At 72.6% G+C, this 23841-nt stretch carries 24 protein-coding genes; 6 read left to right on the top strand and 18 right to left on the bottom strand.

Annotated features, from left to right (window positions below; all coding sequences use genetic code 11):
• Positions 1-34: 34 nt before the first annotated feature.
• The 9 genes from RLT58_RS20390 to RLT58_RS20350 all read right to left on the bottom strand — a co-directional run bounded on the left by RLT58_RS20390 (position 35) and on the right by RLT58_RS20350 (position 7872).
• Positions 35-592: an amino-acid N-acetyltransferase gene (locus RLT58_RS20390; RefSeq protein ID WP_311311808.1), complete on the bottom strand. Its 558-nt coding sequence runs from the start codon at positions 590-592 to the stop codon at positions 35-37.
• 9 nt (positions 593-601) lie between these two features.
• Positions 602-1048 carry a BlaI/MecI/CopY family transcriptional regulator gene (locus tag RLT58_RS20385; protein ID WP_311311807.1) on the bottom strand — a complete coding sequence of 149 codons (447 nt, stop codon included), beginning with the start codon at positions 1046-1048 and terminating at the stop codon, positions 602-604.
• A gap of 124 nt (positions 1049-1172) precedes the next feature.
• The gene (locus tag RLT58_RS20380; protein ID WP_311311806.1) at positions 1173-1352 is read right to left on the bottom strand and encodes a hypothetical protein; all 180 of its coding nucleotides are present in this window, start codon (positions 1350-1352) and stop codon (positions 1173-1175) included.
• A 96-nt stretch (positions 1353-1448) separates the two neighbouring features.
• Positions 1449-2024: a hypothetical protein gene (locus RLT58_RS20375; RefSeq protein WP_311314579.1), complete on the bottom strand. Its 576-nt coding sequence runs from the start codon at positions 2022-2024 to the stop codon at positions 1449-1451.
• Positions 2025-2338: 314 nt separating this feature from the next.
• Complete coding sequence (locus RLT58_RS20370) at positions 2339-3136, bottom strand: type III pantothenate kinase (protein WP_311311805.1); 798 nt, start codon at positions 3134-3136, stop codon at positions 2339-2341.
• On the bottom strand, positions 3136-4167 hold the full coding sequence (gene nadC / locus RLT58_RS20365; RefSeq protein ID WP_311311804.1) for a carboxylating nicotinate-nucleotide diphosphorylase: 1032 nt from the start codon (positions 4165-4167) through the stop codon (positions 3136-3138). The genes RLT58_RS20370 and nadC overlap by 1 nt, the downstream gene beginning before the upstream one ends.
• Before the next feature lie 2 nt (positions 4168-4169).
• On the bottom strand, positions 4170-5903 hold the full coding sequence (locus RLT58_RS20360) for an L-aspartate oxidase (protein WP_311311803.1): 1734 nt from the start codon (positions 5901-5903) through the stop codon (positions 4170-4172).
• Positions 5900-6916 (bottom strand): pantoate--beta-alanine ligase, encoded by a 1017-nt coding sequence (panC, locus tag RLT58_RS20355; RefSeq protein ID WP_311311802.1) that lies wholly within the window; start codon positions 6914-6916, stop codon positions 5900-5902. The genes RLT58_RS20360 and panC overlap by 4 nt, the downstream gene beginning before the upstream one ends.
• Complete coding sequence (locus RLT58_RS20350) at positions 6913-7872, bottom strand: Rossmann-like and DUF2520 domain-containing protein (RefSeq protein WP_311311801.1); 960 nt, start codon at positions 7870-7872, stop codon at positions 6913-6915. The genes panC and RLT58_RS20350 overlap by 4 nt, the downstream gene beginning before the upstream one ends.
• Positions 7873-8060: 188 nt before the next feature.
• Between RLT58_RS20350 and RLT58_RS20345 the strand changes: the two genes are divergently transcribed.
• A complete protein-coding gene (locus tag RLT58_RS20345) occupies positions 8061-9275 on the top strand; it encodes a threonine aldolase family protein (protein WP_311311800.1) in 1215 nt (404 codons plus the stop codon).
• 60 nt (positions 9276-9335) lie between these two features.
• Here RLT58_RS20345 and RLT58_RS20340 read toward each other — a convergent pair whose 3' ends face one another.
• On the bottom strand, positions 9336-9572 hold the full coding sequence (locus tag RLT58_RS20340) for a hypothetical protein (protein WP_311311799.1): 237 nt from the start codon (positions 9570-9572) through the stop codon (positions 9336-9338).
• A gap of 106 nt (positions 9573-9678) precedes the next feature.
• Here RLT58_RS20340 and RLT58_RS20335 point away from each other — a divergent pair, with 106 nt between their 5' ends.
• Positions 9679-10791 carry a DUF5937 family protein gene (locus RLT58_RS20335; RefSeq protein ID WP_311311798.1) on the top strand — a complete coding sequence of 371 codons (1113 nt, stop codon included), beginning with the start codon at positions 9679-9681 and terminating at the stop codon, positions 10789-10791.
• 24 nt (positions 10792-10815) lie between these two features.
• On the opposite strand, the gene RLT58_RS20330 is transcribed toward RLT58_RS20335, so the two are convergent.
• Genes RLT58_RS20330 through RLT58_RS20320 form a run of 3 tightly spaced genes read right to left on the bottom strand, consistent with a single transcriptional unit; the run spans position 10816 to position 13370 of the window.
• Positions 10816-11415: an AAA family ATPase gene (locus RLT58_RS20330; protein WP_311314578.1), complete on the bottom strand. Its 600-nt coding sequence runs from the start codon at positions 11413-11415 to the stop codon at positions 10816-10818.
• A 12-nt stretch (positions 11416-11427) separates the two neighbouring features.
• Positions 11428-12102 carry a response regulator gene (locus RLT58_RS20325; RefSeq protein WP_311311797.1) on the bottom strand — a complete coding sequence of 225 codons (675 nt, stop codon included), beginning with the start codon at positions 12100-12102 and terminating at the stop codon, positions 11428-11430.
• Between the two features lie 50 nt (positions 12103-12152).
• The gene (locus RLT58_RS20320) at positions 12153-13370 is read right to left on the bottom strand and encodes a sensor histidine kinase (protein ID WP_311311796.1); all 1218 of its coding nucleotides are present in this window, start codon (positions 13368-13370) and stop codon (positions 12153-12155) included.
• 96 nt (positions 13371-13466) lie between these two features.
• Between RLT58_RS20320 and RLT58_RS20315 the strand changes: the two genes are divergently transcribed.
• Entirely contained in the window at positions 13467-14435 is a 969-nt protein-coding gene (locus tag RLT58_RS20315; protein ID WP_311311795.1) for an SAM-dependent methyltransferase, read from the top strand.
• 114 nt (positions 14436-14549) lie between these two features.
• Positions 14550-15692 carry an NADH-quinone oxidoreductase subunit D gene (locus tag RLT58_RS20310; RefSeq protein WP_311311794.1) on the top strand — a complete coding sequence of 381 codons (1143 nt, stop codon included), beginning with the start codon at positions 14550-14552 and terminating at the stop codon, positions 15690-15692.
• Positions 15693-15707: 15 nt separating this feature from the next.
• Here the strand turns inward: RLT58_RS20310 and RLT58_RS20305 are convergent, their stop codons facing one another.
• The 4 genes from RLT58_RS20305 to RLT58_RS20290 all read right to left on the bottom strand — a co-directional run bounded on the left by RLT58_RS20305 (position 15708) and on the right by RLT58_RS20290 (position 19298).
• Positions 15708-16727: a hypothetical protein gene (locus RLT58_RS20305; RefSeq protein ID WP_311311793.1), complete on the bottom strand. Its 1020-nt coding sequence runs from the start codon at positions 16725-16727 to the stop codon at positions 15708-15710.
• Between the two features lie 127 nt (positions 16728-16854).
• Positions 16855-17835 (bottom strand): ABC transporter substrate-binding protein, encoded by a 981-nt coding sequence (locus RLT58_RS20300; RefSeq protein ID WP_311311792.1) that lies wholly within the window; start codon positions 17833-17835, stop codon positions 16855-16857.
• Between the two features lie 71 nt (positions 17836-17906).
• Positions 17907-18581: an ABC transporter permease gene (locus RLT58_RS20295; RefSeq protein ID WP_311311791.1), complete on the bottom strand. Its 675-nt coding sequence runs from the start codon at positions 18579-18581 to the stop codon at positions 17907-17909.
• 3 nt (positions 18582-18584) lie between these two features.
• Positions 18585-19298 (bottom strand): ABC transporter permease, encoded by a 714-nt coding sequence (locus tag RLT58_RS20290; RefSeq protein ID WP_311311790.1) that lies wholly within the window; start codon positions 19296-19298, stop codon positions 18585-18587.
• A 132-nt stretch (positions 19299-19430) separates the two neighbouring features.
• Here RLT58_RS20290 and RLT58_RS20285 point away from each other — a divergent pair, with 132 nt between their 5' ends.
• Positions 19431-20618 (top strand): ABC transporter ATP-binding protein, encoded by a 1188-nt coding sequence (locus RLT58_RS20285; RefSeq protein WP_311311789.1) that lies wholly within the window; start codon positions 19431-19433, stop codon positions 20616-20618.
• Between the two features lie 48 nt (positions 20619-20666).
• On the opposite strand, the gene RLT58_RS20280 is transcribed toward RLT58_RS20285, so the two are convergent.
• The gene (locus tag RLT58_RS20280; RefSeq protein WP_311311788.1) at positions 20667-21788 is read right to left on the bottom strand and encodes an alpha/beta hydrolase; all 1122 of its coding nucleotides are present in this window, start codon (positions 21786-21788) and stop codon (positions 20667-20669) included.
• Positions 21789-21927: 139 nt separating this feature from the next.
• Between RLT58_RS20280 and RLT58_RS20275 the strand changes: the two genes are divergently transcribed.
• Positions 21928-23769 (top strand): phosphatidylglycerol lysyltransferase domain-containing protein, encoded by a 1842-nt coding sequence (locus tag RLT58_RS20275; protein WP_311311787.1) that lies wholly within the window; start codon positions 21928-21930, stop codon positions 23767-23769.
• Positions 23770-23841 lie beyond the last annotated feature (72 nt).

The following is a 23841-nucleotide window of genomic DNA, read 5'->3' as shown; positions in this document are numbered from 1 at the left end:
GATTCGGACATAGGGCTCGGTCTTCTTCGCGCGGTCACAGGTGCAGAAGCATCCGGCTGTTGCCCAAGGTGTTCGGCTTCACTCGTTCGAGACCGAGGAACTCCGCGACTCCCTCGTCATAGGAACGCAGCAGCTCGCTGTACACATCCCCGTCGACCGGTGTCTCTCCGATCTCGACGAAGCCGTGCTTCGCGAAGAAGTCGACTTCGAAGGTGAGGCAGAAAACCCGGCGGACGCCCAGCCAGCGGGCGGTCTGCAACAACTTGTCGAGGACTTGATGCCCGACTCCGGCGCCCTTGATGCTGTGATCGACCGCGAGAGTACGGACTTCGGCGAGGTCTTCCCACATCACATGCAGTGCGCCGCAGCCGATGACCCGGGCGTCCTCGTCGCGTTCGGCGATCCAGAACTCCTGGATGTCCTCGTAAAGCGTCACCGTCGCTTTGTCGAGCAGGATGCCTTCCCGAACGTAGCCGTCGAGGAGACGGCGGACGGCGGGCACATCGCTCGTGCGCGCACGCCGGACGGTGATGGCCACGTTTATAACCGACGGTTCGGTCTGGAAATCGGTTTGCGGAAGCTCTGAGGACATACGCAGACGCTATCGCCCGCTCTCCGGCTCCGCTTCATCGGCCGCTTCACCGGCTTCACCCGCTTCACCGTCGGGCGCCTCGGCATCCTCGGGAAGTGTGGGCAGAACGATCCGCATCGCGTCGCGGAGCGCTTCGCGCTGCTCCGCCGACATCATCCCGAAGAACGCGACCAGCGCCGCGGCGGGGTTGTCACTCCGCGACCACGCTTCGTTCATCAGGGCCGCCGAGTATGCGGCGCGCGTGGAGACCGCCGTATATCGATATGCGCGGCCGTCCACTTCCCGGCGCACCCAGCCCTTCTGATGGAGATTGTCCATTACCGTCATGACGGTGGTGTAGGCGATGGACCGCTCCTGCTGAAGGTCCTCCAGGACTTCCCGCACGGTTACCGGACGGTTCCATTGCCAGACCCGCGTCATCACGGCGTCTTCCAGCTCTCCCAATTGACGGGGCACAGCGTCACCTTAGTGGCAATTTGTCTGGAATGCGCGGTTATATACACAGCAAAAGGGCGCACGGCTCTCGTGGAGCCGTACGCCCTTCGTACGGGGTGCGCGCGGTGAGCGCCTGCGGAGAGGCTCAGACGCCTTCGGTCCGGGGCGCCTGGTGGGCCGCTTCCGCGCGGCTGATCGCCGCGTCCACGGCCGCGTCCTCCTTGGCCTTGTTCGGCCCGCCCTGGCTCTTGACGATCGTCACGACCAGGCCGATGAAGAAGGCGGCCATCACCACGGGGGGAACGAGCGCGGATACGTATTCCATGGGGTCCAGAGTAGCGAGCCCGCCCCGGCCCCCATGAGAGGCCCCACGGGAGGTCCTGCGAAAGGTCCCACGAGCGGCCTCCCGGACCTCCCGGACCTACCCCGCGGCGCGTTCCTGCGGCGGCGGGTTCGGCCGGCGGCGCGGCGGGAAGACCTCCGAGGGCTTCGGCGCCGGGCGCTCGGACGGCGCGGCGGGCCGGGCCGGGGCCGCCGGGGTCTTCGGCTTGTCGGGCTCCGCCGCCCGGCCGCCGGGCAGCGCGAGCAGTCTGCTGCGGGGCGCGGGTGCGGTCGCGGGCACGGCCCGTCCGGCGAGCCGGGCGCGCACCGAGCGCTCGGCGAGCACCTGGCAGCGCTCCAGGAGCGCCGCGGCGACCGGTCCGCCGCGCAGGGCGCGCAGCGCGGCCAGGTCCTCGGGCCGGGGGTCGTACCCGGCGGCCAGGGCGTCCTGGAGCAGCTCCAGATAGCCGCTGAGGGAGCCGGGGAGGGCGTTTCGGTAGCGGACGAGGTCGGCGAGGAGGAAGGCGCGCAGCCGTCCCGCCTCTCCGACCGCCTCGTCCAGGGAGCCCGCCAGCCGCAGGCAGTCCTGGACATCCTCGTCGGGCAGGGGCGCGGGGTGGAGGGCGATGGCGAGGGCACGTCGGAGCACTCGCAGCTCGTCCGCGCTGAACGCCATACCGCCGCGTGATCCGTAGGGCGTGGGCATGACGCGACAATACGTGCTAAATGGACAAAATCCGTTTAACTGGCCGTCGGTGGCGCGGCGGCTCGGAGGAGCCGCCGCGCGGGGAACCCGCCGGTCGGACCGGGTGGGGCTAGGGCGTGTCGTCAAACTGGCGTCTGCCGGACGACGCCATGCACGCACTCTCGCCGCACCGGCCCCAGACCCCGGTACGCCCAGTACAGGGGCCTGGGGCCGGCACGCCGAGAGCACGCACCTGACGCCGCCCGGCCGCCCTTCGGGCAACGACACCAGTTTGACGACACGCCCTAGAGGCGCGACACGTTGCGCTCGTACACCAGGCGCAGGCCGATGAGGGTGAGCCAGGGCTCGTGCTCGTCGATCACGGAGGACTCGTTGAGCACCATCGGAGCAAGGCCGCCCGTCGCGATGACGGTGACGTCGTCGGGGTCGGAGGCCAGTTCCTTCTTCATCCGCTCCACGACCCCGTCGACCTGGCCGGCGAAGCCGTAAATGATGCCCGCCTGCATGGCCTCGACGGTGTTCTTGCCGATGACGCTGCGCGGCCGGGCCAGCTCGATCTTGCGGAGCTGGGCGCCCTTGACGCCGAGCGCCTCGACGGAGATCTCGATGCCGGGTGCGATGACGCCGCCCGTGTACTCGCCCCGGGCGGAGACCGCGTCGAAGGTGGTGGCCGTGCCGAAGTCGACGACGATCGCCGGACCGCCGTACAGATCGACGGCCGCCACCGCGTTGATGATGCGGTCGGCGCCGACCTCCTTCGGGTTGTCCATGAGGATCGGCACCCCGGTCTTGATGCCCGGCTCGACCAGGACCGCGGGGACGTCGCCGTAGTAGCGGCGGGTCACCTCGCGCAGCTCGTGCAGGACGGCCGGGACGGTGGAGCAGATCGCGATGCCCTCGATCCCGTCGCCCAGCTCCATGCCGAGCAGCGGGTGCATGCCCATCAGGCCCTGGAGCAGCACCGCGAGCTCGTCGGCGGTGCGGCGGGCGTCGGTGGAGACGCGCCAGTGCTCGACGATCTCCTCACCGTCGAACAGCCCGAGAACGGTGTGGGTGTTTCCGACGTCGATGGTGAGCAGCATCAGACGCCGGCCCCGTCGGTGTCGCGGAAGTCCAGGCCGATGTCGAGGATCGGCGAGGAGTGGGTGAGCCCGCCGACGGCCAGGTAGTCCACACCGGCCTCGGCGTAGGCGCGGGCCGAGTCCAGGGTGAGCCGGCCGGAGGACTCCAGGAACGCCCGCCCGCCCACCAGCGCGACGGCCTCGGCCGTCTGCGCGGGGGTGAAGTTGTCCAGCAGGATCAGGTCGGCGCCCGCGTCCAGCACCTCGGTGACCTGCTCCAGGGTGTCGACCTCGACCTCGATCGGCACCTCCGGGAAGACGTCCCTGACCCGCTTGAACGCCTCGGCGACCCCGCCCGCAGCGACGACGTGGTTGTCCTTGACGAGCGCGGCGTCGGACAGCGAGAACCGGTGGTTGACGCCGCCGCCGCAGCGCACCGCGTACTTCTCCAGGGCGCGCAGCCCCGGGGTCGTCTTGCGGGTGTCGCGGACCTCGGCCTTCGTCCCCTCCAGCGCGTCGGCCCAGGCGCGGGTCGCGGTGGCGATCCCGGAGAGCCGGCACAGCAGGTTGAGCGCGCTGCGCTCGCCGGTGAGCAGGTCGCGGGTGCGGGTGGTGACGGTCAGCAGCTTCTGGCCGGGGGCGACGCGGTCGCCGTCCTCGACATGGCGCTCGACTTCGAACTCGGACGTACAGACGATGGACAGCACGGCCTCGGCGACGCGCAGACCGGCCACCACACCCGCCTCGCGGGCGGTGAAGTCGCCGGTGGCCATGGCGTCCTCCGGGACGGTGGCCACGGTCGTGACGTCCACCCCGCCGTCGAGGTCCTCCGCGATCGCCAGGTGCGCGATGTCCTCGACCTGGATCGGGTCCAGGCCCGCCTCGGTCAGGAGCCCGATGAGCGCGGGGTCGAGCCCGCACTCCTCGTAGCCGTCGTCCCCGCCGCAGCCGCAGCCGTCACCGCAGCCGCCCGCGGCAGGTGCGGGCGCGCCGATCTGGATCAGCGGTACGTCCACGGGTGTGGGGCGCGGATTCTCTTCGGGCGTGCTCACGGTTACGGCTCCTCGGGGGTGGGATGGGTAGTGCTCGTTGCTGCGCAGTCTGCTGCCCCGGCTCCGTCCACGGGCCCGAACGCCTCGGTATCCGTCCGACGGAGGACGAGGGTGCGGTCGGGCGAGAGCCGCACGACGAGGTGACGGCGCCAGTGCTCGTCGTCGCGCTCGGGCCGGTCCTCGCGCCAGTGGCAGCCGCGCGTCTCCTCGCGCTCGCGGGCGGCGGCGACCAGCACCCGGGAGACCAGGAGCAGGTTGGTGACCTCCCAGGCCTCGACGCCGGGCACCGCGACCTTCGGCTCGGCGGCCCCGGCGTTCAGGAACGCGCTGCGGTGCAGGTCCTCCAGCTCGTCGGCGGCCCGGGCGAGGCTGTCGGCGGACCGTACGACGCCGGCGCCGCGCGTCATGATGCGCTGGATCGTGGTCCGGGCCTCGGGGGGCAGCAGCGGCGAGGGCACCGGGGCCGACTCGACGGCCGCGCCGGCACGGGGGCGCTCGGCGACGATGTCCGCCGCGATGCGCTCGGCGAAGACGAGACCTTCGAGCAGCGAGTTGGACGCCAGCCGGTTCGCGCCGTGCACACCGGTGCAGGCGACCTCGCCGCAGGCGTACAGGCCGGGCACGGTCGTCCGGCCCCGCAGGTCGGTGCGGACGCCGCCGGAGGCGTGGTGCGCGGCCGGTGCGACCGGGATCGGCTCGGTGACCGGGTCGATGCCATGGGCGCGGCAGGCCGCCAGGATGGTGGGGAAGTGCCGCTCCCACATCTCGGCGCCGAAGTGGCGGGCGTCCAGATACATGTGCTCGGTGCCGTGCAGCTGCATCTGGCGGGTGATGCCCTTGGCGACGATGTCGCGGGGGGCCAGCTCCGCCAGCTCGTGCTGTCCGACCATGAAGCGTGTGCCGTGCGCGTCGACGAGATGGGCGCCCTCGCCCCGTACCGCTTCGGAGACCAGCGGCTGCTGGCCCTCGGAGTCGGCGCCGAGGAAGAGGACGGTGGGGTGGAACTGGACGAACTCCAGGTCCGAGACCTCCGCCCCGGCCCGCAGCGCCAGGGCCACGCCGTCGCCGGTGGCGACCGAGGGGTTGGTGGTGGCGGAGAAGACCTGGCCCATGCCGCCGGTGGCGAGGACCACCGCGGGGGCGTTGACCGCGCCGACGCCGTCGTGCTGGCCCTCGCCCATGACATGCAGCGTGATGCCGGCGGTACGGCCTTCGGCGTCGGTCAGCAGGTCGAGCACGAGGGCGTTCTCGACGGTGTGCAGGGCGGCTTCGCGGACCGCCTCGACCAGGGCGCGGGAGATCTCCGCGCCGGTCGCGTCGCCGCCCGCGTGGGCGATGCGGCGGCGGTGGTGGCCGCCCTCGCGGCCCAGCGCGATGCTGCCGTCGTCCGCCGTGTCGAAGTGGGCACCCGTCCCGATCAGCCGGCGTACGGCGTCGGGGCCCTCGGTGACCAGGGTGCGGACCGCCGCCTCGTCGCAGAGACCGGCGCCGGCGACCAGGGTGTCGTCTAGGTGCTGCTCGGGGGTGTCGCCCTCGCCGAGGGCCGCGGCGACGCCGCCCTGGGCCCAGCGGGTGGAGCCGTCGTCGAGGCGGGCCTTGGTGACGACGACGGTGGAGAGGCCGGCGGCGGCGCAGCGCAGGGCCGTGGTGAGCCCGGCGACGCCGGAGCCGACGACCACGACATCGGCGTCGATGGACCAGCCGGGTGCGGGGGCGGTCAGCCGTATTCCGGTCACGGGGTGGCTCCGAACGTCAAAGGGATGTTGTCGATGAGGCGAGTGGTGCCGACCCGGGCGGCGACGGCGAGGATCGCGTCACCGGCCGTGCGGTCGTCGGGGATCTCGGTGAAGTCGGCCGGGTCCACGAGGGCCACGTAGTCGAGGTCGAGCGGAGGCTGTGCGGCCGCCGCGTCGTCCAGGACCGTGCGGGCGGCCGCGCGCACGGCGGCGGGCCCGGTCTCGGGCCTGGCCCGGGCGACCGCCTGGGCGTCGGCGGCGAGCCGGGCCTCGCCGAGCCGGTTGAGCCCGGCGGCCCGGTCCTCGGTCGCCCCGGCCGTCTGCGCGCGGGCGTGCAGTGCCTGCTGGGCGGCGAGCCGGTCGCGGGCCGCGAACAGGGCCCGGGACAGGGCGAGCGCGGTGCGGCGCTCCTGCGGGTCGAGGAAGCGGTTGCGGCTGGAGAGCGCGAGGCCGTCGGGCTCCCGGGCCGTCTCCACGCCGACGATCTCCACCGGGAAGTTCAGATCGCGCACCATGCGGCGGATCAGCGCCAGCTGCTGGGCGTCCTTCTGCCCGAACAGCGCGAGGCCGGGGCGGGTGAGGTGGAGCAGCTTGGCGACGACGGTGAGCATGCCGTCGAAGTGCCCGGGGCGGGAGGCGCCTTCGAGCCGCTCGCCCATCGGTCCCGCGGAGATCCGCACCTGTGGTTCGCCGCCCGGATAGACCTCCTCCACGGACGGGGCGAAGACCGCGTCGGCACCGGCCTCCCCGGCCACCGCGAGGTCCGCGTCCAGGGTGCGGGGGTAGCGGTCGAGGTCGGCGGCCTCCCCGAACTGGAGCGGGTTGACGAAGACGGTGACCACGACCTGTCCGGCCGGACCGGCCAGGGCCCGTGCCGTGCGGATCAGGGAGGCGTGGCCGTCGTGCAGGGCGCCCATCGTCATCACGACGGCACGCTCGGCCCGGTCCCCGCCCGGGGCGTACGCCTCCAGCTCGGCGGCCGTGCTCAGCAGGGTGGCGGCGGACGCTGTCATCGGGTCTCCTCCGGTCCGGTGCCGCCGGGGGCGGCCGGGCCGCGCGAACCGTCGGCCAGCACGTCGAGCAGGTCCTCGGCCAGCTCCGGCTTGAGCATGCCGTGGGCGAGGGCGCGGTCGGCGGTGGCGCGGGCCATCGCGACGTATCCGGCGACCGTCTGCGGGGCGTGGCTGTGCAGCTCGCCGATGTGCGCGGCGACCGTGCCGGCGTCGCCGCGGGCGACCGGGCCGGTCAGGGCGGCGTCACCGGAGCGCAGGGCGTTGTCCAGGGCGGCGCCGAGCAGGGGGCCGAGCATCCGGTCGGGGGCGGTGACCCCGGCGGTGCGCAGCAGCTCCATGGACTGGGCGACCAGGGTGACCAGGTGGTTCGCTCCGAGGGCGAGCGCCGCGTGGTAGAGCGGGCGGGACTCCTCGGCGATCCACTCGGGCTCGCCGCCCATCTCGATGACCAGCGCCTCGGCGGCGAGCCGCAGCTGCTCGGGGGCGGTGACCCCGAAGGAGCAGCCGGCCAGCCGCTGGACGTCCACGGAGGTGCCGGTGAACGTCATCGCCGGGTGCAGGGCGAGCGGCAGGGCGCCGGCCCGCAGCGCGGGGTCCAGCACCTTCGTCCCGTACCGCCCGGAGGTGTGGACGATCAGCTGGCCCGGGCGGACCGCGCCGGTCTCCGCGAGGCCCTCGACGAGCTGCGGGAGGGCGTCGTCTGGCACGGTCAGCAGGACCAGCTCGGCCCGGGCGAGGACCTCGGCGGGCGTGACCAGGGGGACGTCGGGGAGCAGGGCCGCGGCGCGGCGCACCGAGGCGTCGGAGACACCCGAGACGGCGACCGGGCGGTGCCCGGCGAGCGCCAGGGCCGCTGCGAGGGCGGGGCCGACGCGGCCGGCGCCGACGACTCCGACGGTGAGCCGGGCGGGGCGGTCCCTCGCGTCGAGGGGCTCCTTGGGAGCTGTTGCGTTCACGCTGCGGTGGCCTTCCGTTCCAGTCCGCGGGGGGTACCGGACGATTCCTCTGCATGCTACGCCAGCGGCCTCGCCCACCCTCCCGGCTGTCCACAGCCTGTGGACAGCCCGCCGGCCCGGGGACCGACCGGGTGCAGAGGGCATCGAATTGGGTGGGCAGGGGTCCGGTCGTGCGTGATGATCGTCCCATGGCAGACACGAACGGGCAGGTAACGGACGGGGCGGCGGACCGGGCAGCGGGCCCCCGCGCATACGGGGAGGGCACCGCCGACCCCGAGCGGCTGCGCCGCATCACCGCCTGGCGGCAGGCCGAGCGGATCCTGTCCCGGACACCCGTGGACCGCACGCTCGGCGAGCAGCTGGCCGCCCTGGCCGAGTCCGCGCGCGGGGTCACGGACCTCGGCCGGCCCGCCGACATCTACGGCGACGGCGTCGTCGCCGAGCTGGAGGAGCGGGTCGCGGGGCTGCTGGGCACCGAGGCCGCCGCGTTCTTCCCGACCGGGACGATGGCGCAGCAGGTCGCGCTGCGCTGCTGGGCCGGCCGCACCGGCAACCCCACGGTGGCGCTGCATCCGCTCGCCCACCCCGAGGTGCACGAGCGCGGCGCCCTGCCGGCGGTCAGCGGGCTGCGCACGGTCCACCCGACGTCCGAGCCGAGGCTGCCCACCGCGGCGGAGATCAGCGACTTCGCGGAGCCGTTCGGCACCCTGATGCTGGAGCTGCCCCTGCGGGACGCGGGCTTCGTGCTGCCCACCTGGGAGGAGCTGGAGGCCGTGGTGGCCGCCGCGCGCGAACGCGACGCGGTGGTGCACTTCGACGGCGCCCGGCTGTGGGAGTGCGCCACCCGCTTCGGGCGCGGGCTGCCGGAGATCGCGGCGCTCGCGGACAGTGTGTACGTCTCGTTCTACAAGACCCTGGGCGGGATCTCCGGGGCCGCGCTGGCCGGTTCCGCATCGCTGATCGAGGAGGCCCGCACCTGGCGTCACCGGTACGGCGGCCAGCTCTTCCAGCAGTTCCCCGCGGCGCTCGCCGCGCTGGCGGGCCTGGACCGGGAGCTGCCGAAGCTGCCCGCGTACGTGGCCCACGCCCAGGTGGTGGCGCGGGCGCTGGCCGAGGGGTTCGCCGAGTCCGGTCACGGATGGTTCCGGGTGCATCCCGAGCCTCCGCACACCCATCAGTTCCAGGTGTGGCTGCCGTACCCGCCGGACGTCCTGACGGAGGCGTCGGTGCGGCAGGCGGAGGAGACGGGCGTGGCGCTCTTCCGCAAGTGGCACCCGGCATCCGCCGGTCCGCCCGGCCTTTCGTTCACCGAGGTCACCGTGGCGCAGGCCGGGCTGGAGTGGACGGAGCACGACGTCCGGCAGGCGGTGGCGGAGTTCCTGAAGCGGGTGGAGGCCGCCTGAGCAAGCGGGTGGCGTCCGGCTGGGCGCCCCCGCGGCGGCCCGGCGGTCCCGCCGCCGTGCTCACCGCGCCGACGGGCAGCAGGAGGGGGTGCGGGGCCTGCGGCGGGTGAACAGGGACCGCAGCGCCGTCCGCCACCGGCCGCGCGCCGGACGGCCCGCGATCACCGCGTCGAAACGGCGCCGCTCGCGCACCCCGCGCACCACCGCCCTGTCGTGCCGTCCCGGCAGGGGCGGCGGCAGTTCACCCCGCCGGACCGCGCGGTAGCTGTCGAACATCTGCTGCTGAATGGCGTCCATGGCACTCAGCCTGGGCCGGACCCGGCCCGGGTGCCCCGCCGTTTGACGAGCACCGTCAAACGGCGCGGGTGCTCAGCCGCGCATCCCCCACCATGGAGGGGTGAGCGTGACCATCGACATCGCGGGGCTGGACCCCGACCGCATCGTCTTCGCGACCTCCCCGCTCGTCGAGCTGGGGGTGGCGCTGCACGCGCTGTCCGAGCCGGGGCACCACCCGGGGCTGCACGGCTGGGCGACCGCCACCACCACGGCCCTCGAACCGGACCTGGCCGACCGGCTGCACGAGGCCGACTTCCTGTGGCGGAACACCTTCTCCGACATCTTCATGCCGTTCGCCGGGGTCCGGGGCGGTGACGGCAGGACGGGCGCCGACCTCGCGGAGGACCTGGACATCCTCGACCGGCTGGACGACGAGCGGTTCGTCTCCGCGGCCCTGGAGTTCACCTGCGCCGGCCTCTACGGGACCGGCGCGGCCTCTCCCCTGCACGACGCCGGGATGCGGGCGCGCGCGCTGGAGATGGCGGCGGCGCGCGGCCCCCAGCAGGTGAAGTTCACCCAGCGGCTGCTGGCCGACCCCGCTCCCGTACGCCAGTGGATCCGGCGCCTGCTGGAGGACTGCGACCAGGCGTTCTTCGCGGACACCTGGCAGCGGGTGCGGGTCCAGCTGGTGGCCGACGCGCGGCACAAGACGGACCTGCTGCGGCACAAGGGTCTCCACGAGGCCATGGAGGCGGTCTCGCCGGCCCTCTCGGTCGACGAGGACGGCGGGCGGATCAGCGTCGACAAGCTGAGCCAGGGCTCGACCGTCGCCACCGACCCCGCCGTCGGCCCCGGGCTCACGCTCATCCCGACCAGCTTCGGCTGGCCGCATCTGATGGTGCTGCACGCCCCGGGCTGGCGGCCGGTGCTCCACTACCCCGTGCACCGGCCCGAGCTGCCCTCGCCCGCCTCCGTGGAACTGCTCCAGCTGCGGATGGAGGCCCTGGCCCACCCGATGCGGATGCGGCTGTGCCGCAACATCGCCCGCTCGCCCTACACGACCGGTGAGCTGGCCGACACCAACGGGATCACGGCTCCCGAGGTCTCCCGCCACCTCACCGTGCTCAAGAAGGCGGGCCTGGTCACGACCCGGCGCCGCGGCCGGTACGTCCTGCACCAGCTGGACCTGACCGTGGTGGCGCGGCTCGGCAGCGACTTCCTGGAGGGCATCCTGCGCTGAGCCGGACGGCCCGCGCGTCCGGCGTCAGTCGAACCTGATGTGCCGGATGCCCGTCCAGGCCCTCCGCAGCCGGTGCCGCAGCGCGCTGTCCGTGTCCGGGAGCAGGCTGAGGCCCGCCGATCCCGCGATGCGGTCCGCGACCTGGGGGACGGTCAGCCGGTCCGTACGGATCTGCTCGGCGAACTCCGGGGCCGCGAGCCGCTCCAGGCAGTGGTCCAGCCTGGCCACCGCGAAGCTCTCGTGCTTCAGCCCGCGCCCGAGGCCGCGCTCCCGCAGCCGCCGCAGCACCGTGGTCCGCTCGGCGAGCAGCGCGAAGTGGTGCACCGTGTGCCCGTCCTCGCGCAGCCGCCCGATGATCTCCGCGTAGTAGCCGGAATCGACCAGGGTCATCGGGGCGATCACCGTCCCGGGATGGCCGCGCAGGGCGAGCCCGAGTGTCTCGCGCACCCCCTGCCGCCAGGCGGCCAGGTCCTGGAAGTCGGCGCGCAGCGCGGGCGGCAGGGTGCGGTGCAGCCCGAAGCCGATGTGCTCGGGGTCGCAGACCACGCTGCCGGGCAGCCGTCGCCTCAGCTCGTACGCCGTCTGCGTCTTGCCGCCGCCGAACGGGCCGTTCACCCAGATCAGCGCACCCACCGCTCAGCCCGCCCCGCCGCCGGCGCGCACCAGCCCCGTCTCGTAGGCGAGGACGACGACCTGGACCCGGTCGCGCAGGCCCAGCTTGGTCAGGATGCGGCCGACATGCGTCTTCACGGTCGCCTCGGAGAGCACCAGCCGGCCCGCGATCTCGCCGTTGGACAGGCCCTGGGCGACCAGCAGCATCACCTCGCGCTCGCGTTCGGTGAGCTTGGCGACGTCCTTGTGCTGCGGTTCGGCGGTGCCGCTGGGCAGCATCGGCGAGAACCGGTCGAGCAGCCTGCGGGTGGTGGAAGGGGCGACGACCGCGTCCCCGCTGTGCACGGAACGGATCGCGGCGAGCAGCTCGCCGGGCGGCACGTCCTTGAGCATGAACCCGCTGGCCCCGGCCTTCAGCCCGGAGAAGGCGTACTCGTCGAGGTCGAACGTCGTCAGGATGAGCACCTTGGGCGCGGCGGGCTGCGCGCAGATGCGGCGGGTGGCCTCGACGCCGTCCAGCCTCGGCATGCGCACGTCCATCAGCACCACATCGACGCCGGTGGAGCGCAGGATCTCGAGGGCCTGGGCCCCGTCCCCGGCCTCGGCGACGACCTCCATGTCCGGCTGCGCGGCGAGCACCATCCGGAAGCCGGTGCGCAGCAGCTCCTGGTCGTCGACGAGCATCACGCGGATCGCCATGGGGTCCCTGTCTCCTGTTCGTTCAACGGTCGGTGGGCGTCCGGGCGACCCTAGTCGGCTGGCTTGAGCGGCAGCAGCGCGCTGATGCGGAATCCTCCGCCGGGCCGTGGTCCGGCATCCAGTGTGCCTCCGACCATGCCGACCCGTTCGCGCATGCCGATCATGCCGTGGCCCGCTCCGTCGGCGCCGCCGTCCTCGTACAGCTCGTGCGCCGCGCCCCGGCCGTCGTCCTCGACCAGCAGCCCGAGCCCGTCGTCGAAGTAGACCAGCCGGACGCTCGCCCCGGCGTTCGGACCGCCGTGCTTGCGGGTGTTGGTCAGGGCCTCCTGCACGATGCGGTACGCGGTCAGCTCGACGCCGCTGGGCAGCGGGCGCGGGGTGCCCTCGACCTTGAAGTCGACGGCCAGACCGGCCGTCCTGACCTGGTCGATCAGGTCCTCGATCTGCTCGACGTCGGGCTGCGGGACGTACTCCCCGCTCTCCCGGGCGTCGCCCGTGCGCAGCACCCCGAGCAGCCGCCGCATCTCCGCCAGGGCCTGCCGGCCGGTGCTGGAGATGGTCTCCAGCGCCTGCCGGGCCTGGTCGGGCGCCGCGTCCATCACATAGGCGGCGCCGTCGGCCTGCACCACCATCACCGAGACGTTGTGCGCGACGACGTCGTGCAGTTCACGGGCGATACGGGCCCGCTCGGCGGCCACCGCCACCTTCGACTGCGCCTCGCGCTCCCGCTCCAGCCGGGCGGCGCGCTCCTCCAGCTCGTCGAAGTAGGCCCGCCGGGTCCGCATCGAGTCACCGAGCACCCAGGCCAGGACGAACGGCACCGTCATCACGACGACGAGGAACACCGTCTGCGCCCAGCTGCGCGGCTCCACGTCCTCGTTCGGCCAGCGGAGCTGGGAGAGCGTGGCCGCGCACAGGCTGCATGCCAGGGCGAGCCGGGACGCCCAGCGCTCCCCGACCGTGGCCACCGTGAAGGTGATCACCAGCATGGCGAAGTTCGCGACGGTCGGCCGGACGCCGAAGACCAGCTGGACCACGCCCATCGCGATGGCGAGCAGCAGCATCTTCTCGGGTGCGCGCCGGCGCAGGGCGACGACGACGCAGAGACCGATGACGACCGGCACGATGGCGATGCGCTCACCGCTGCCGCCGCCGCGTCCGACGTCGCCCACGACGATGGTCATGCCGGAGAGCCCGAGGAGGAAGACAGCCCAGAAGCTGTCGACGCCCGTCGGGTGTCTGCGGATGAAATCGTAGAGGCGCTGCACGTAACCCAGCGTAGGGACAGGCGAGGGGTGCCGGGGTCAGCCGAAGGGCCGATCCGGGTCCCGAGACCGTACTCCCCAAGGTGGAGACTTGGAAACGTGACGGATGAGTGGCAGGGGTGGCAGGAGGCGGCCGGGACCGCTTTGTACGGGGACGAGGGGTTCTACCGGCGCCCGGAGGGGCCTGCGGGCCATTTCCGCACCTCCGTGCACGCCTCCCGGCTGTTCGCCGCCGCCGTCGCCCGGCTGCTGGTCAGGACGGCGGCCGGGCTGGGAGCGGACGAGGTGGACCTGGTCGACATGGGGGCGGGACGCGGCGAGCTGGTGACGGGGGTGCTGGCGGCGCTGCCGGCCGAGGGCGGCAAGGGGCTCACGGTCCGGGCGTACGCCGTCGAGCTCGCCGATCGCCCCGGGGGCCTGGACCCCCGGGTGGAGTGGTGCGCGAAGCCGCCGCAGGGCGTGCGCGGGCTGCTGTTCGCCAACGAGTGGCTGGACAACGTGCCGGTCCCGGTGGCCGAGACGGATCCCGACGGCGTCGAACGGTACGTCCTGGTGCGGCCGTCGGACGGGGCGGAGCGGCTGGGCGGACCGGTGGAGGGGGCCGACGCGCGGTGGCTGCGGCGCTGGTGGCCGTCGGCGGGTCCGGGCTGCCGGGCGGAGATCGGCCGCCCCCGCGACGAGGCGTGGGCGGACGCGGTCGCGACGCTGTCGGCCGGGCTCGCGGTGGCGGTGGACTACATGCATGTACGTCAGGAGCGGCCGCCGTACGGCACACTGACCGGCTTCCGGGCGGGGCGCGAGGTGCCACCGGTGCCGGACGGCAGCTGCGACCTGACGGCCCACGTGGCGCTGGACGCGTGCGCGGCGGCGGGCGGGCCGGACGCGGAGCTGCGCACCCAGCGCGAGGCGCTGCGGGAGCTGGGCGTCACGGGCGAACGCCCGCCCCTCTCCCTGGCCTCCACCGATCCGGCCGGCTACGTCCGCGCGCTGGCCTCGGCGGGCGAGGCGGCGGAGCTGACCGCCCGGGGCGGCCTGGGCGACTTCGGCTGGCTGACGCAACGCGTCTGAGCCGGCCGCCACGCGATCAGGCCCCGTCGGCGCGGAAACAAGCCCCTCCGGCGATTGAGGAGCGGGGTCCGGGGCGGAGCCCCGTGCAACGGCACCGCACGCAATACTGGCCCCATGACGGAGACGACCATCGGCATCGGCGGCGCAGCCGAGAGCACCGACATGGTGCTCAACATCGGCCCCCAGCACCCCTCCACCCACGGCGTGCTCCGCCTGCGCATCGTCCTCGACGGCGAACGCATCCAGCACGCCGAGCCGGTCATCGGCTATATGCACCGGGGTGCGGAGAAGCTCTTCGAGGCCCGGGACTACCGGCAGATCGTGATGCTCGCCAACCGCCACGACTGGCTGTCCGCGTTCTCCAACGAGCTGGGCGTCGTGATGGCCGTCGAGCGCATGCTCGGCATGGAGGTCCCCGAGCGCGCCGTGTGGACCCGCACCCTGCTCGCCGAGCTGAACCGGGTGCTCAACCACCTGATGTTCCTCGGCTCGTATCCGCTGGAACTCGGCGGGATCACCCCGGTGTTCTACGCGTTCCGGGAGCGCGAGGAGCTCCAGGCCGTGATGGAGGAGGTCTCCGGCGGCCGGATGCACTACATGTTCAACCGGGTCGGCGGCCTCAAGGAGGACCTCCCGGCGGGCTGGCTCGGCCGCGCCCGGGACGCGGTCGCCTCGGTGCGCTCCCGGATGGGCGTGTACGACGAACTGGTCCTCGGCAACGAGATCTTCCGGGGCCGCACCCGGGGCGTGGGCGTGCTGTCGGCCGCCGCCGTGCACGCGTACGGGGTGTCCGGGCCGATCGCCCGCGCCTCGGGCGTCGACTTCGATCTGCGGCGCGACGAGCCCTATCTCGCGTACGGGGAGCTCCAGGACACCCTGAAGGTCGTCACCCGGGCCGAGGGCGACTGCCTGGCCCGGTTCGAATGCCTGCTGGAGCAGACGCACAACGCCCTGGACCTCGCGGACGCCTGCCTGGACCGGATGGCTCAGCTGGCGCCCGGCCCGGTCAACCAGCGGCTGCCCAAGGTCCTGAAGGCCCCCGAGGGCCACACCTACGCCTGGACCGAGAACCCGCTCGGCGTCAACGGCTACTACCTGGTGTCCAAGGGCGAGAAGACCCCGTACCGGCTGAAGCTGCGCTCCGCCTCGTTCAACAACATCCAGGCGCTCACCGAACTGCTGCCGGGCACGCTGGTCGCCGACATGGTGGCGATCCTGGGCTCGCTGTTCTTCGTCGTCGGCGACATCGACAAGTAGCCGGCCGGCGGCCCGCTACGAGATCGCGCTGCGCAGTTCCGCCACGTCCAGCTGCTCGGTCTCGTCGTGCGCGGTCAGGTCGATGACCTTGCCGACGGCCCGGTTCTCGGCCGTGCCCGTGCGGTGCGCGGCAAGGGCCTCCTCGCCCACCACATCGGCGAGATCCTCGTTCTGCACGGACTCGATCGCCGCGTGCGCCTTCTGCGTACCGAAGAAGTCGAAGCTGCCCTGCGGGACCAGGTGGCGGCGGGAGGCGCCGTACGGCACGACCGCGCCGGCGGCCGGCACCGGTCGCGGGGAAGGCAGCGCCTGGGACGGGCGGGACGCGGGCAGTGCGGCCTGCGGGCGGCGGTGCTGCTGTCCGCCCTCCGTGCCGGAAGCGGCCGCCGCATGCTTGCCGCGCGGCTCCTCCGGCTCCCGGGAGCGCTCCGCGAGATCGCGCTGCCTGGCCTCGTCGGCGGTGCGCCGGGCCTTCTGGAGCGCCGCGTTGCGCGAGAGGTCCTCCAGCGCGCGGGCGGCCCGGAGGTACGCGGACGGCGTCGGGGTGCTGCGCGCGGCGGGCAGTTCGCGGGGCGGCGCGGACGCCTCCAGCGCGAGCTGACGGCGGCTCTCCAGCACACTGGCGCGCTCGGTCTCCGCGTTGGCGTACCGGCGCAGCAGCGCGGCGTGCTCGCCCCGCAGCCCGGCCAGCTCCACCCGCTTGCGGCGCAGCTTCGTCTCCAGACGGGCGCGCAGCTCGCGCGACTCCTCCAGATCGGCTTCCAGCTCCGCCAGGCGTTCCTCGGCCCGCCATTCGTCGCTCGCGCGGGCGCGCGTCAGTTCCGCGACGCGACGGCCCGCCTCCCGGTCCCAGCTGCGCATGAGGAACGCGCCGGTGACGGCTGCGGCCGCCGAGGCGGCGACCAGTGCGCGCAGGACCAGCGGCTCGGCGAGCAGCCAGGCTCCCGCGGCACAGACGACCGAGGCCCCGGCGACGGCCGAAGGCGGAAGGATTCTGTGCAGAGGTGGCGAATGGCGATGGCGTCCACGTGGCATGGCCCGAAATTTACCGTGCGTACGGGGCGCATGGGGGGCCGCCCGGCAATCTGTTCCCCGCCAGTTACCTGACGGCCCCTGAACCGCTCATTCCGCGCGCTCCGCGAGGGCCTTCGCGGGGCCTTCGCTACTTCTTGATCAGCCCCTTCGACCGGAGGTATTCCTTCGCCACATCCGTGGGCTTGGCGCGCTCGGAGTCGACCTTGCGGTTCAGTTCCGCGAGATCCTCGGTGGTGAGTGTGCCGGTGAGCTTGCCGAGCGCGTCGGCGACGTCCTGGGCGCCCGCGTCCTTGGCGTTGAGAACGGGCAGGACGTTGTCCGCGTTCTGCAGCTTCTTGTCGTCCTCCAGGAAGACCAGGTCGAAGCTGTCCAGCACCGCGTCCGTGGTCGTGGTGAGGACCAGTTGGTCCTTGCCGTCCTTGACCGCCTGCTTGGACTGCGGCGTACCGACGCCCTTGGGGTCGATACCCGTGACGTCGATGCCGTACGTCTTCTTGAGGCCGGGTGCGCAGAAGGGCCGCACCTCGCACTCGTCGCCCGCCGCGATCTTGACCTTGAGCTTGGAGGCGCCGAGATCCGAAAGGGTCTTGAGCTTGTTCTTCTCGGCGAATTCCTTGGTGACCGCGAAGGCGTTCTGGTCGACGGCCTTGCCGGCCGGGAGCACCTTCAGCCCGCGCGGAGTGGCGAGCTTCTCCAGGGCGGCGACGGTGGCCGCGGTGTCGCCCGAGGCGACCGGCTTCGCCTCGGCGGCCTTCGCCCCGTTCACCTTGGCGTTGAGGAATTCGGCGATCGTCGCCGCGTATTCCGGAACGACGTCGATCTCGCCCTTCTCCAGCGAGGGTTCGTAGAGTTCGCGGTTCTTCACCGTGGTGATCGAGGTGCTGTATCCGGCGTCACCGAGAATCTGCGCATACAGCTCGGCGAGCACCTTGGACTCGGTGAAGGCCGCCGCGCCGACGACGAGCGAGCCCTTCTTCCCGGAGTCGTCCTTCCCCCCGGCCGGCGCGCCCTTGTCCTTCTCCAGGCTGTCGCCGCCGCAGGCGGCCAGCGAGCCCGCCAGCGCGGCGATGCCGATGACCGCGCCGGCTATGCGCGAGGTCCTGCTCATGTTGTTCTCCGTCCACGGCAACGAGGCCATATGCGACAAGCGTTATCGGTTGGGTGCGCCGTGCCGGGCGGTCATGCCGTCCGGCGGCGGCGCAGGGGTGACAGCATCCGGTCGATGCCGACGAGAGCCGCCTCCACCACCAGGGCGAGCACGGCGACCAGCAGGGCGCCCGCGACCACCTGCGGGGTGTTGTACGTGTTGAAACCGGCGGTGATGATGCGCCCGAGACCCCCCTGGCCGACCATGGCGGCGATCGTCGCCGTGGCCACGACCTGGACCGCCGCCGACCGCAGCCCGGTCATGATCATGGGGTAGGCCAGCGGGAGTTCGACGCGGACGAAGAGCTGGCCGCCCGACATGCCCATCCCGCGCGCGGCCTCCGCCACCGAACGGTCCACCTCCGTCATCCCGACGTAGGCGTTGGTCAGCAGCGGCGGCACCGCGAAGAGCACCAGGGCGATGATCGTCGGTATGTATCCCGCGTTGCGCAGGGGCGAGACCATGAAGAGGGCCAGCACCGCGAAGACCGGGATCGCCCGCCCGACGTTGGAGATGTTGACGGCCAGCGTGCCCCCCTTCCCGATGTGGCCCAGGTACAGAGCGATCGGCAGCGCGATGGCGCAGGACAGGGCGAGCGCGACCCCGCTGACGTACAGATGCTCACCGAGCCGGTGGGCCACCCCGCTCTCCCCCGACCAGTTGGCGCCGGTGGTGAGCCAGGTCCAGGCCTCGCCGAGAACTCCCATGGGTCAGACCGCCTTCGCCGGGCCGGGCGCGCCCACCGCGTCGTGGGTCGCGCGTATGCGGGTCCAGGGGGTCAGCAGCCGCTGCACACCGAGCAGGAGCAGGTCCGCGACGACCGCGAGCAGCACGCAGAGCACCGAGGCGGCCAGCACCTGGGCCTTGAAGAAGCTGGGCAGCGCGTCGTCGATGAGGTTGCCCAGGCCGCCCCGGCCGACGATCGAGCCGACCGTCGTCAGCGCGATCGTGGACACCGTCGCGATCCGCACCCCGGCCATCAGCGCGGGCATCGCGAGCGGCAGCTCGACCTCCCAGAGCAGCCGTGCCGGTCCGTACCCCATCCCGCGCGCGGCCTCCTTGGCCTCCTGGGGCACCGCTTCCAGGCCCGCCAGGATGTTCCGTACGAGAATGGTCAGCGAGTAGAGCACGAGGCCGGTGACCACCAGCGCGGCGGAGAGCCCGAACAGGGGCAGGAGCAGCGAGAACATCGCGAGCGACGGCACGGTGTAGAGCACCGTCGTCAGCCCGAGGACCGGTCCGGCGAAGCGCCGGCTGCGGCGCGCGAGCAGCGCCAGCGGAAAGGCCACGGCGACGCCGATCGCGACCGAGACCGCGGTGATCCAGATGTGCTGGACCGTGGCATCGGTCAACTCCTGGCTGCGGGAACGGAGATACTCCCCGCAGATCCAGTCGTTCGTCACCAGGCAGTTCTGTCCGGCCATCCGTCCCCCCACCTCCCGGTCGCCCTCTCGTACTGATGTCCGGCGAGCCTATCCTCGACCACTGACAATCACCGAGGGCCGTCGTATTCCAGCAACATGTCCTTCACAAAACACGCGCCACAATGGGGAACCATGATCCGTTTCGAGCACGTCACCAAGCGGTATGCGGACGGCACCACCGCCGTCGACGACCTTTCCTTCGAGGTCGCCGAGGGTGAACTGGTCACGCTCGTCGGACCTTCGGGCTGCGGCAAGACGACCACCATGAAGATGGTGAACCGGCTGATCGAACCGACCGAGGGCCGGATATTCCTCGACGGGGACGACATATCCGCCATCGACCCCGTCCAGCTGCGCCGCCGCATCGGCTATGTGATCCAGCAGGTCGGTCTGTTCCCGCACAAGACGGTGCTGGAGAACACCGCGACCGTCCCCCATCTCCTCGGCTGGAAACGCGGAAAGGGCCGCGAACGCGCGGCGGAACTCCTCGATCTGGTCGGACTCGATCCCTCCGTTTATGGCGACCGATATCCGGAACAGCTGTCCGGCGGTCAGCGTCAACGCGTGGGCGTGGCAAGGGCGCTGGCCGCCGACCCGCCCGTGCTGCTGATGGACGAGCCTTTCGGCGCGGTCGACCCGGTCGTCAGGGAACGGCTCCAGAATGAATTCCTGAGGCTTCAGGAACAGGTCCGCAAAACCGTGCTGTTCGTCACCCACGACATCGAGGAAGCCGTCCGGCTCGGCGACCGCATCGCCGTCTACGGGCAGGGCTCGATCGAGCAGTTCGACTCCCCCGCCACCGTGCTCGGCGCCCCCGCCACCGGATATGTCGCGGATTTCGTCGGCGCGGACCGGGGGCTCAAGCGCCTGTCCGTCACCCCCGTCGAGGAGAGCGACCTCGACCAGCCGCCGGTCGTCCACCTCGACGACCCGCTGGCCGCCGCGACCGAACGGCTGCGCGCGGACGGAGCTCGCTGGGCCGTCGTGCTGGACGGCCAGGACCATCTGCACGGCTGGATCGCCGCCGGTGACGCGCTGTCCGGGTCCAAGGGCACGGTCAGGGAGCACGCCCGCCGGATGGAGGCCTGGCTGCCCGTCGGCGCCCCGCTCAAGCAGGCGTTCGCCACCATGCTCCAGCACGACGCGGGCTGGATCGCCGTCATCGACGAGGAGGGCGAGGGCCGGTTCCTCGGTGTGCTCACCCCGGCCCGTCTGCACGAGGCGCTGCGCCGGTCCATCAGCGCGGACGACCGTGCGGTGCCGCGCGCCGAGGTGGCCGTCGAGAGCGTGGCGGGCGTCGCGAAGGCCGCGGGCCTCTGAGCGGCGGCGGGACCGGCCGGGGGCGGCCGAAGCCACCGGCCGCCCCGCTCAGTTCTCGCTGAGCCGGCTGCTCATCCAGTCCAGGGCCGCCGGGATCTCCCGGCGCCAGGTGTTGAAGTTGTGCCCGCCGCTGGGCAGCACGATCGAGGAGACCTGGGCGGGCGGCTTCACCAGGGCCAGGAACTTCCGGGTCCCGGCGTAGTTCGACTCGCCGTGGCGGGAGGTCGTCACCAGGAAGGACGAGTCCGGCTGGGTCCGGTTCTCCAGCGTCCACAGCAGGTCGGCGCGCTCGCGGGCCCGCTGGTCGCCGTGGAAGAGGTCGCCGGTCGTCGGGTCCTCGGCCGCCTTGTAGTACGCGGACAGCCCCGCGCTCGCGGTGTACCGGGCCGGATGGTGCAGCCCGATCTTCAGGGCGCAGTAGCCACCGGTCGAGTTGCCGATGATGCCCCAGTTGCGGGCGTGCCGGCCGACCCGGTAGGCCGCCGAGACGGCCGGGGGCAGGTCCTTGGCGAAGAAGGTCTCGGTCTTCGGGCCGCCCTCTATGTCCACGCACTCGGTGTCGCGCGGCGGCGCGAGCGTCGGACGCAGCATCACCAGGATCATCGGCTGCGCCCGTCCGGCCCGCACCCGGTCGAGTGCCGTGCGCGGGTAGCGCAGCCCCTTGATCAGGTTCTCCGAGGTGCCCGGGTAGCCCGTGAGCACCACCACCGCCGGGAACTTCCGCCGGGCGAAGGCGGGCTGGAAGTACTCCGGCGGGAGGTAGACGTACGCCGAGGTCTCGATCCCCGAGTGCCGGCCCGCGATCACCACCTTGTCGATCCGGCCGCCCCGGGTGGGCAGCGCCCCGCCCGGCACGTCCGGCCGCTGGGTCCCCACCCGGACGATGTTCTTCGCGGCCAGCGTCCCGGCGGCGTGGTCGGTGACCACGCCCAGCTCCTGCTTCCGGCCGAACAGGTCCGCCCAGGAGCCGTAGAACAGGAAGGAGTTGTTGGCCAGCAGGCCGACGAAGGCGAAGACCGCCATCTGGGTGGCCAGCAGCAGCCCCACCCGGCCGAACACCGCGGAGACACTGCGCCGGGCGAGCCGCGGCCAGAGCCAGATGGTGGCGGCGAACAGCATGACGGCCAGCGCGACCGCCAGAATCAGCACTGCTTTGCCCGTAAGGCCCATGACCGGTGAACTTTCTTGTCAGGAAATTTCCGGTCCGCGGTGAACCCGCGGCCCGGAAGGCTCGTCCTAGAGGTCGCACATCGTCCGCAGGGCTCCGGCCGACGGACTCCAAGAATCTCTCGCGGAACCACGGGAAGCGATGTCTATCACGCTAGATGGGGATAAATCGGGATCGGTTCCGGTCGGCGCACGTAAGTTCGTGCACGGACCGCGACCGGAAGCCGTACCGGCGCTCGTCGGCACCGCCTGCACCGCCGTCGGCCTGATCGACGTCGCCGCCGGTGTCTTCCCCCGCTTCCGGCACAGCCGGATGCACACCCTCGCCGAGGTGCTCCCCGGGGCGCTCGGCCCCTTCGCCGCCGCGCTCTCGCTGAGCGCGGGCGTCCTGCTGCTGCTGTTGGCCCATGGTCTCAAGCGCCACAAGCGCCGGGCCTGGCGGGCCGCCGTGGTGCTCCTCCCGGCGGGCGCGCTGGCGCAGTTCGTCTACCGGCACTCGGTGCTGGGCGCCGTCGTCTCGCTGACGCTGTGTTACCTGCTCGTACGCCACCGGAGTGAATTCGCCGCGCTCCCCGACCCGCGCAGCCGCTGGCGTGCGCTGGCCAACTTCGTCCTGCTCGGCGCGGGTTCGCTGGGCCTCGGGCTGGTCATCGTCAGCGTCCACCCCGGCCGGCTGGTCGGGAACCCCAGCATCGCCGACCGGCTCCAGCACGTGCTGTACGGCCTGTTCGGCTTCGAGGGCCCGGTCGACTACGCCGGTGTCACCTCCTGGACCGTCGGCTACTCCCTGGGCGCCCTCGGCCTGCTGACCGCCGTCACCACCATCTACCTCGCCTTCCGCCCCGAACACCCGGCCGCCCGCCTCACCGAGGACGACGAGACCCGGCTGCGCGCCCTGCTGGAGCGGCACGGCGGCCGTGACTCGCTGGGCCACTTCGCGCTCCGCCGCGACAAGGCCGTGGTCTTCTCGCCCAGCGGCAAGGCCGCCGTCTGCTACCGCGTGGTGTCCGGCGTGATGCTGGCCAGCGGCGACCCGATCGGTGACGTGGAGGCCTGGCCCGGCGCCATCGAACGCTTCATGGACGAGGCCAGGGCCCATTCCTGGACCCCGGCCGTGATGGGGTGCAGCGAGACCGGCGGCGAGGTCTGGACCCGCGAGACCGGGCTCGCCGCCCTGGAGCTCGGCGACGAGGCGGTGGTGGACGTCGCGGATTTCTCGCTCGCCGGGCGCGCGATGCGCAACGTACGCCAGATGGTCAAGCGCATCGAGCGCGGCGGCTACGAGACCCGGGTCCGGCGTGTGGCCGACATCGGTGAGACGGAGCTCGCCCGCATCCGGCGGGCCGCCGCCGACTGGCGCGGTACGGACAACGAGCGCGGCTTCTCCATGGCGCTCGGCCGGATCGGTGACAGCGCCGACGGCGACTGCTTCATCGCCACCGCGCACAAGGCCGACGAGGAGAGCGCCGAGTCCCCGTACGGCGACCTGAAGGCCGTGCTCCACTTCGTGCCGTGGGGCACCGACGGCATGTCCCTCGACCTGATGCGGCGCGACCGGGCCGCCGACCCCGGGATGAACGAGCTGCTGATCGTGGCCTCCCTCCAGGCGGCCCCCCGGCTCGGCATCACCCGGGTCTCGCTGAACTTCGCGATGTTCCGCTCGGCCCTCGCCCGGGGCGAGAAGCTGGGCGCCGGGCCGGTGCTGCGCATCTGGCGCGGTCTGCTGATCTTTCTCTCGCGCTGGTTCCAGATCGAGTCGCTGTACAAGTTCAACGCCAAGTTCCGGCCCCGCTGGGAGCCGCGTTTCGTGGTCTACCGGGCCGCCCGCGACCTCCCCCGGATCTCGCTGGCCGCCATGCAGGCCGAGGGCTTCGTGAGCTTCGCGCTCCCCCGCCCGCTGGCCCGCCGGCTCGCGCCCGGCGGACGCCGCCCCTGCGCCCACGTACGCACACCTGCGGGGGAGCACGGCGCCCACCCGGCGTGACCCCGCCGCGTACGGGCCTACGCTGGTCGCATGAGTACGTTGCGTGGACGAGGCACGGTCCAGGGTCTGCCG

The organism is Streptomyces sp. ITFR-16, assembly GCF_031844705.1.
Classification (GTDB): Bacteria; Actinomycetota; Actinomycetes; order Streptomycetales; family Streptomycetaceae; genus Streptomyces.
Note: the sequence above shows the minus strand (reverse complement) of the source record. Positions and strands in the feature narration are given on the sequence as shown.

What these genes read in the sequence shown, in the direction of transcription:
- RLT58_RS20285 (WP_311311789.1), top strand. Translation starts at nt 19,431, where the DNA reads ATGATCCGTTTCGAGCACGTCACCAAGCGGTATGCGGACGGCACCACC.
- RLT58_RS20290 (WP_311311790.1), bottom strand. Translation starts at nt 19,298, where the DNA reads ATGGCCGGACAGAACTGCCTGGTGACGAACGACTGGATCTGCGGGGAG.
- RLT58_RS20380 (WP_311311806.1), bottom strand. Translation starts at nt 1,352, where the DNA reads ATGGAATACGTATCCGCGCTCGTTCCCCCCGTGGTGATGGCCGCCTTC.
- RLT58_RS20340 (WP_311311799.1), bottom strand. Translation starts at nt 9,572, where the DNA reads ATGGACGCCATTCAGCAGCAGATGTTCGACAGCTACCGCGCGGTCCGG.
- RLT58_RS20295 (WP_311311791.1), bottom strand. Translation starts at nt 18,581, where the DNA reads ATGGGAGTTCTCGGCGAGGCCTGGACCTGGCTCACCACCGGCGCCAAC.
- RLT58_RS20390 (WP_311311808.1), bottom strand. Translation starts at nt 592, where the DNA reads ATGTCCTCAGAGCTTCCGCAAACCGATTTCCAGACCGAACCGTCGGTT.
- RLT58_RS20375 (WP_311314579.1), bottom strand. Translation starts at nt 2,024, where the DNA reads ATGGCGTTCAGCGCGGACGAGCTGCGAGTGCTCCGACGTGCCCTCGCC.
- RLT58_RS20370 (WP_311311805.1), bottom strand. Translation starts at nt 3,136, where the DNA reads ATGCTGCTCACCATCGACGTCGGAAACACCCACACCGTTCTCGGGCTG.
- RLT58_RS20275 (WP_311311787.1), top strand. Translation starts at nt 21,928, where the DNA reads ATGTCTATCACGCTAGATGGGGATAAATCGGGATCGGTTCCGGTCGGC.
- RLT58_RS20345 (WP_311311800.1), top strand. Translation starts at nt 8,061, where the DNA reads ATGGCAGACACGAACGGGCAGGTAACGGACGGGGCGGCGGACCGGGCA.
- panC (WP_311311802.1), bottom strand. Translation starts at nt 6,916, where the DNA reads ATGACAGCGTCCGCCGCCACCCTGCTGAGCACGGCCGCCGAGCTGGAG.
- RLT58_RS20300 (WP_311311792.1), bottom strand. Translation starts at nt 17,835, where the DNA reads ATGAGCAGGACCTCGCGCATAGCCGGCGCGGTCATCGGCATCGCCGCG.
- RLT58_RS20280 (WP_311311788.1), bottom strand. Translation starts at nt 21,788, where the DNA reads ATGGGCCTTACGGGCAAAGCAGTGCTGATTCTGGCGGTCGCGCTGGCC.
- RLT58_RS20305 (WP_311311793.1), bottom strand. Translation starts at nt 16,727, where the DNA reads ATGCCACGTGGACGCCATCGCCATTCGCCACCTCTGCACAGAATCCTT.
- RLT58_RS20325 (WP_311311797.1), bottom strand. Translation starts at nt 12,102, where the DNA reads ATGGCGATCCGCGTGATGCTCGTCGACGACCAGGAGCTGCTGCGCACC.
- RLT58_RS20310 (WP_311311794.1), top strand. Translation starts at nt 14,550, where the DNA reads ATGACGGAGACGACCATCGGCATCGGCGGCGCAGCCGAGAGCACCGAC.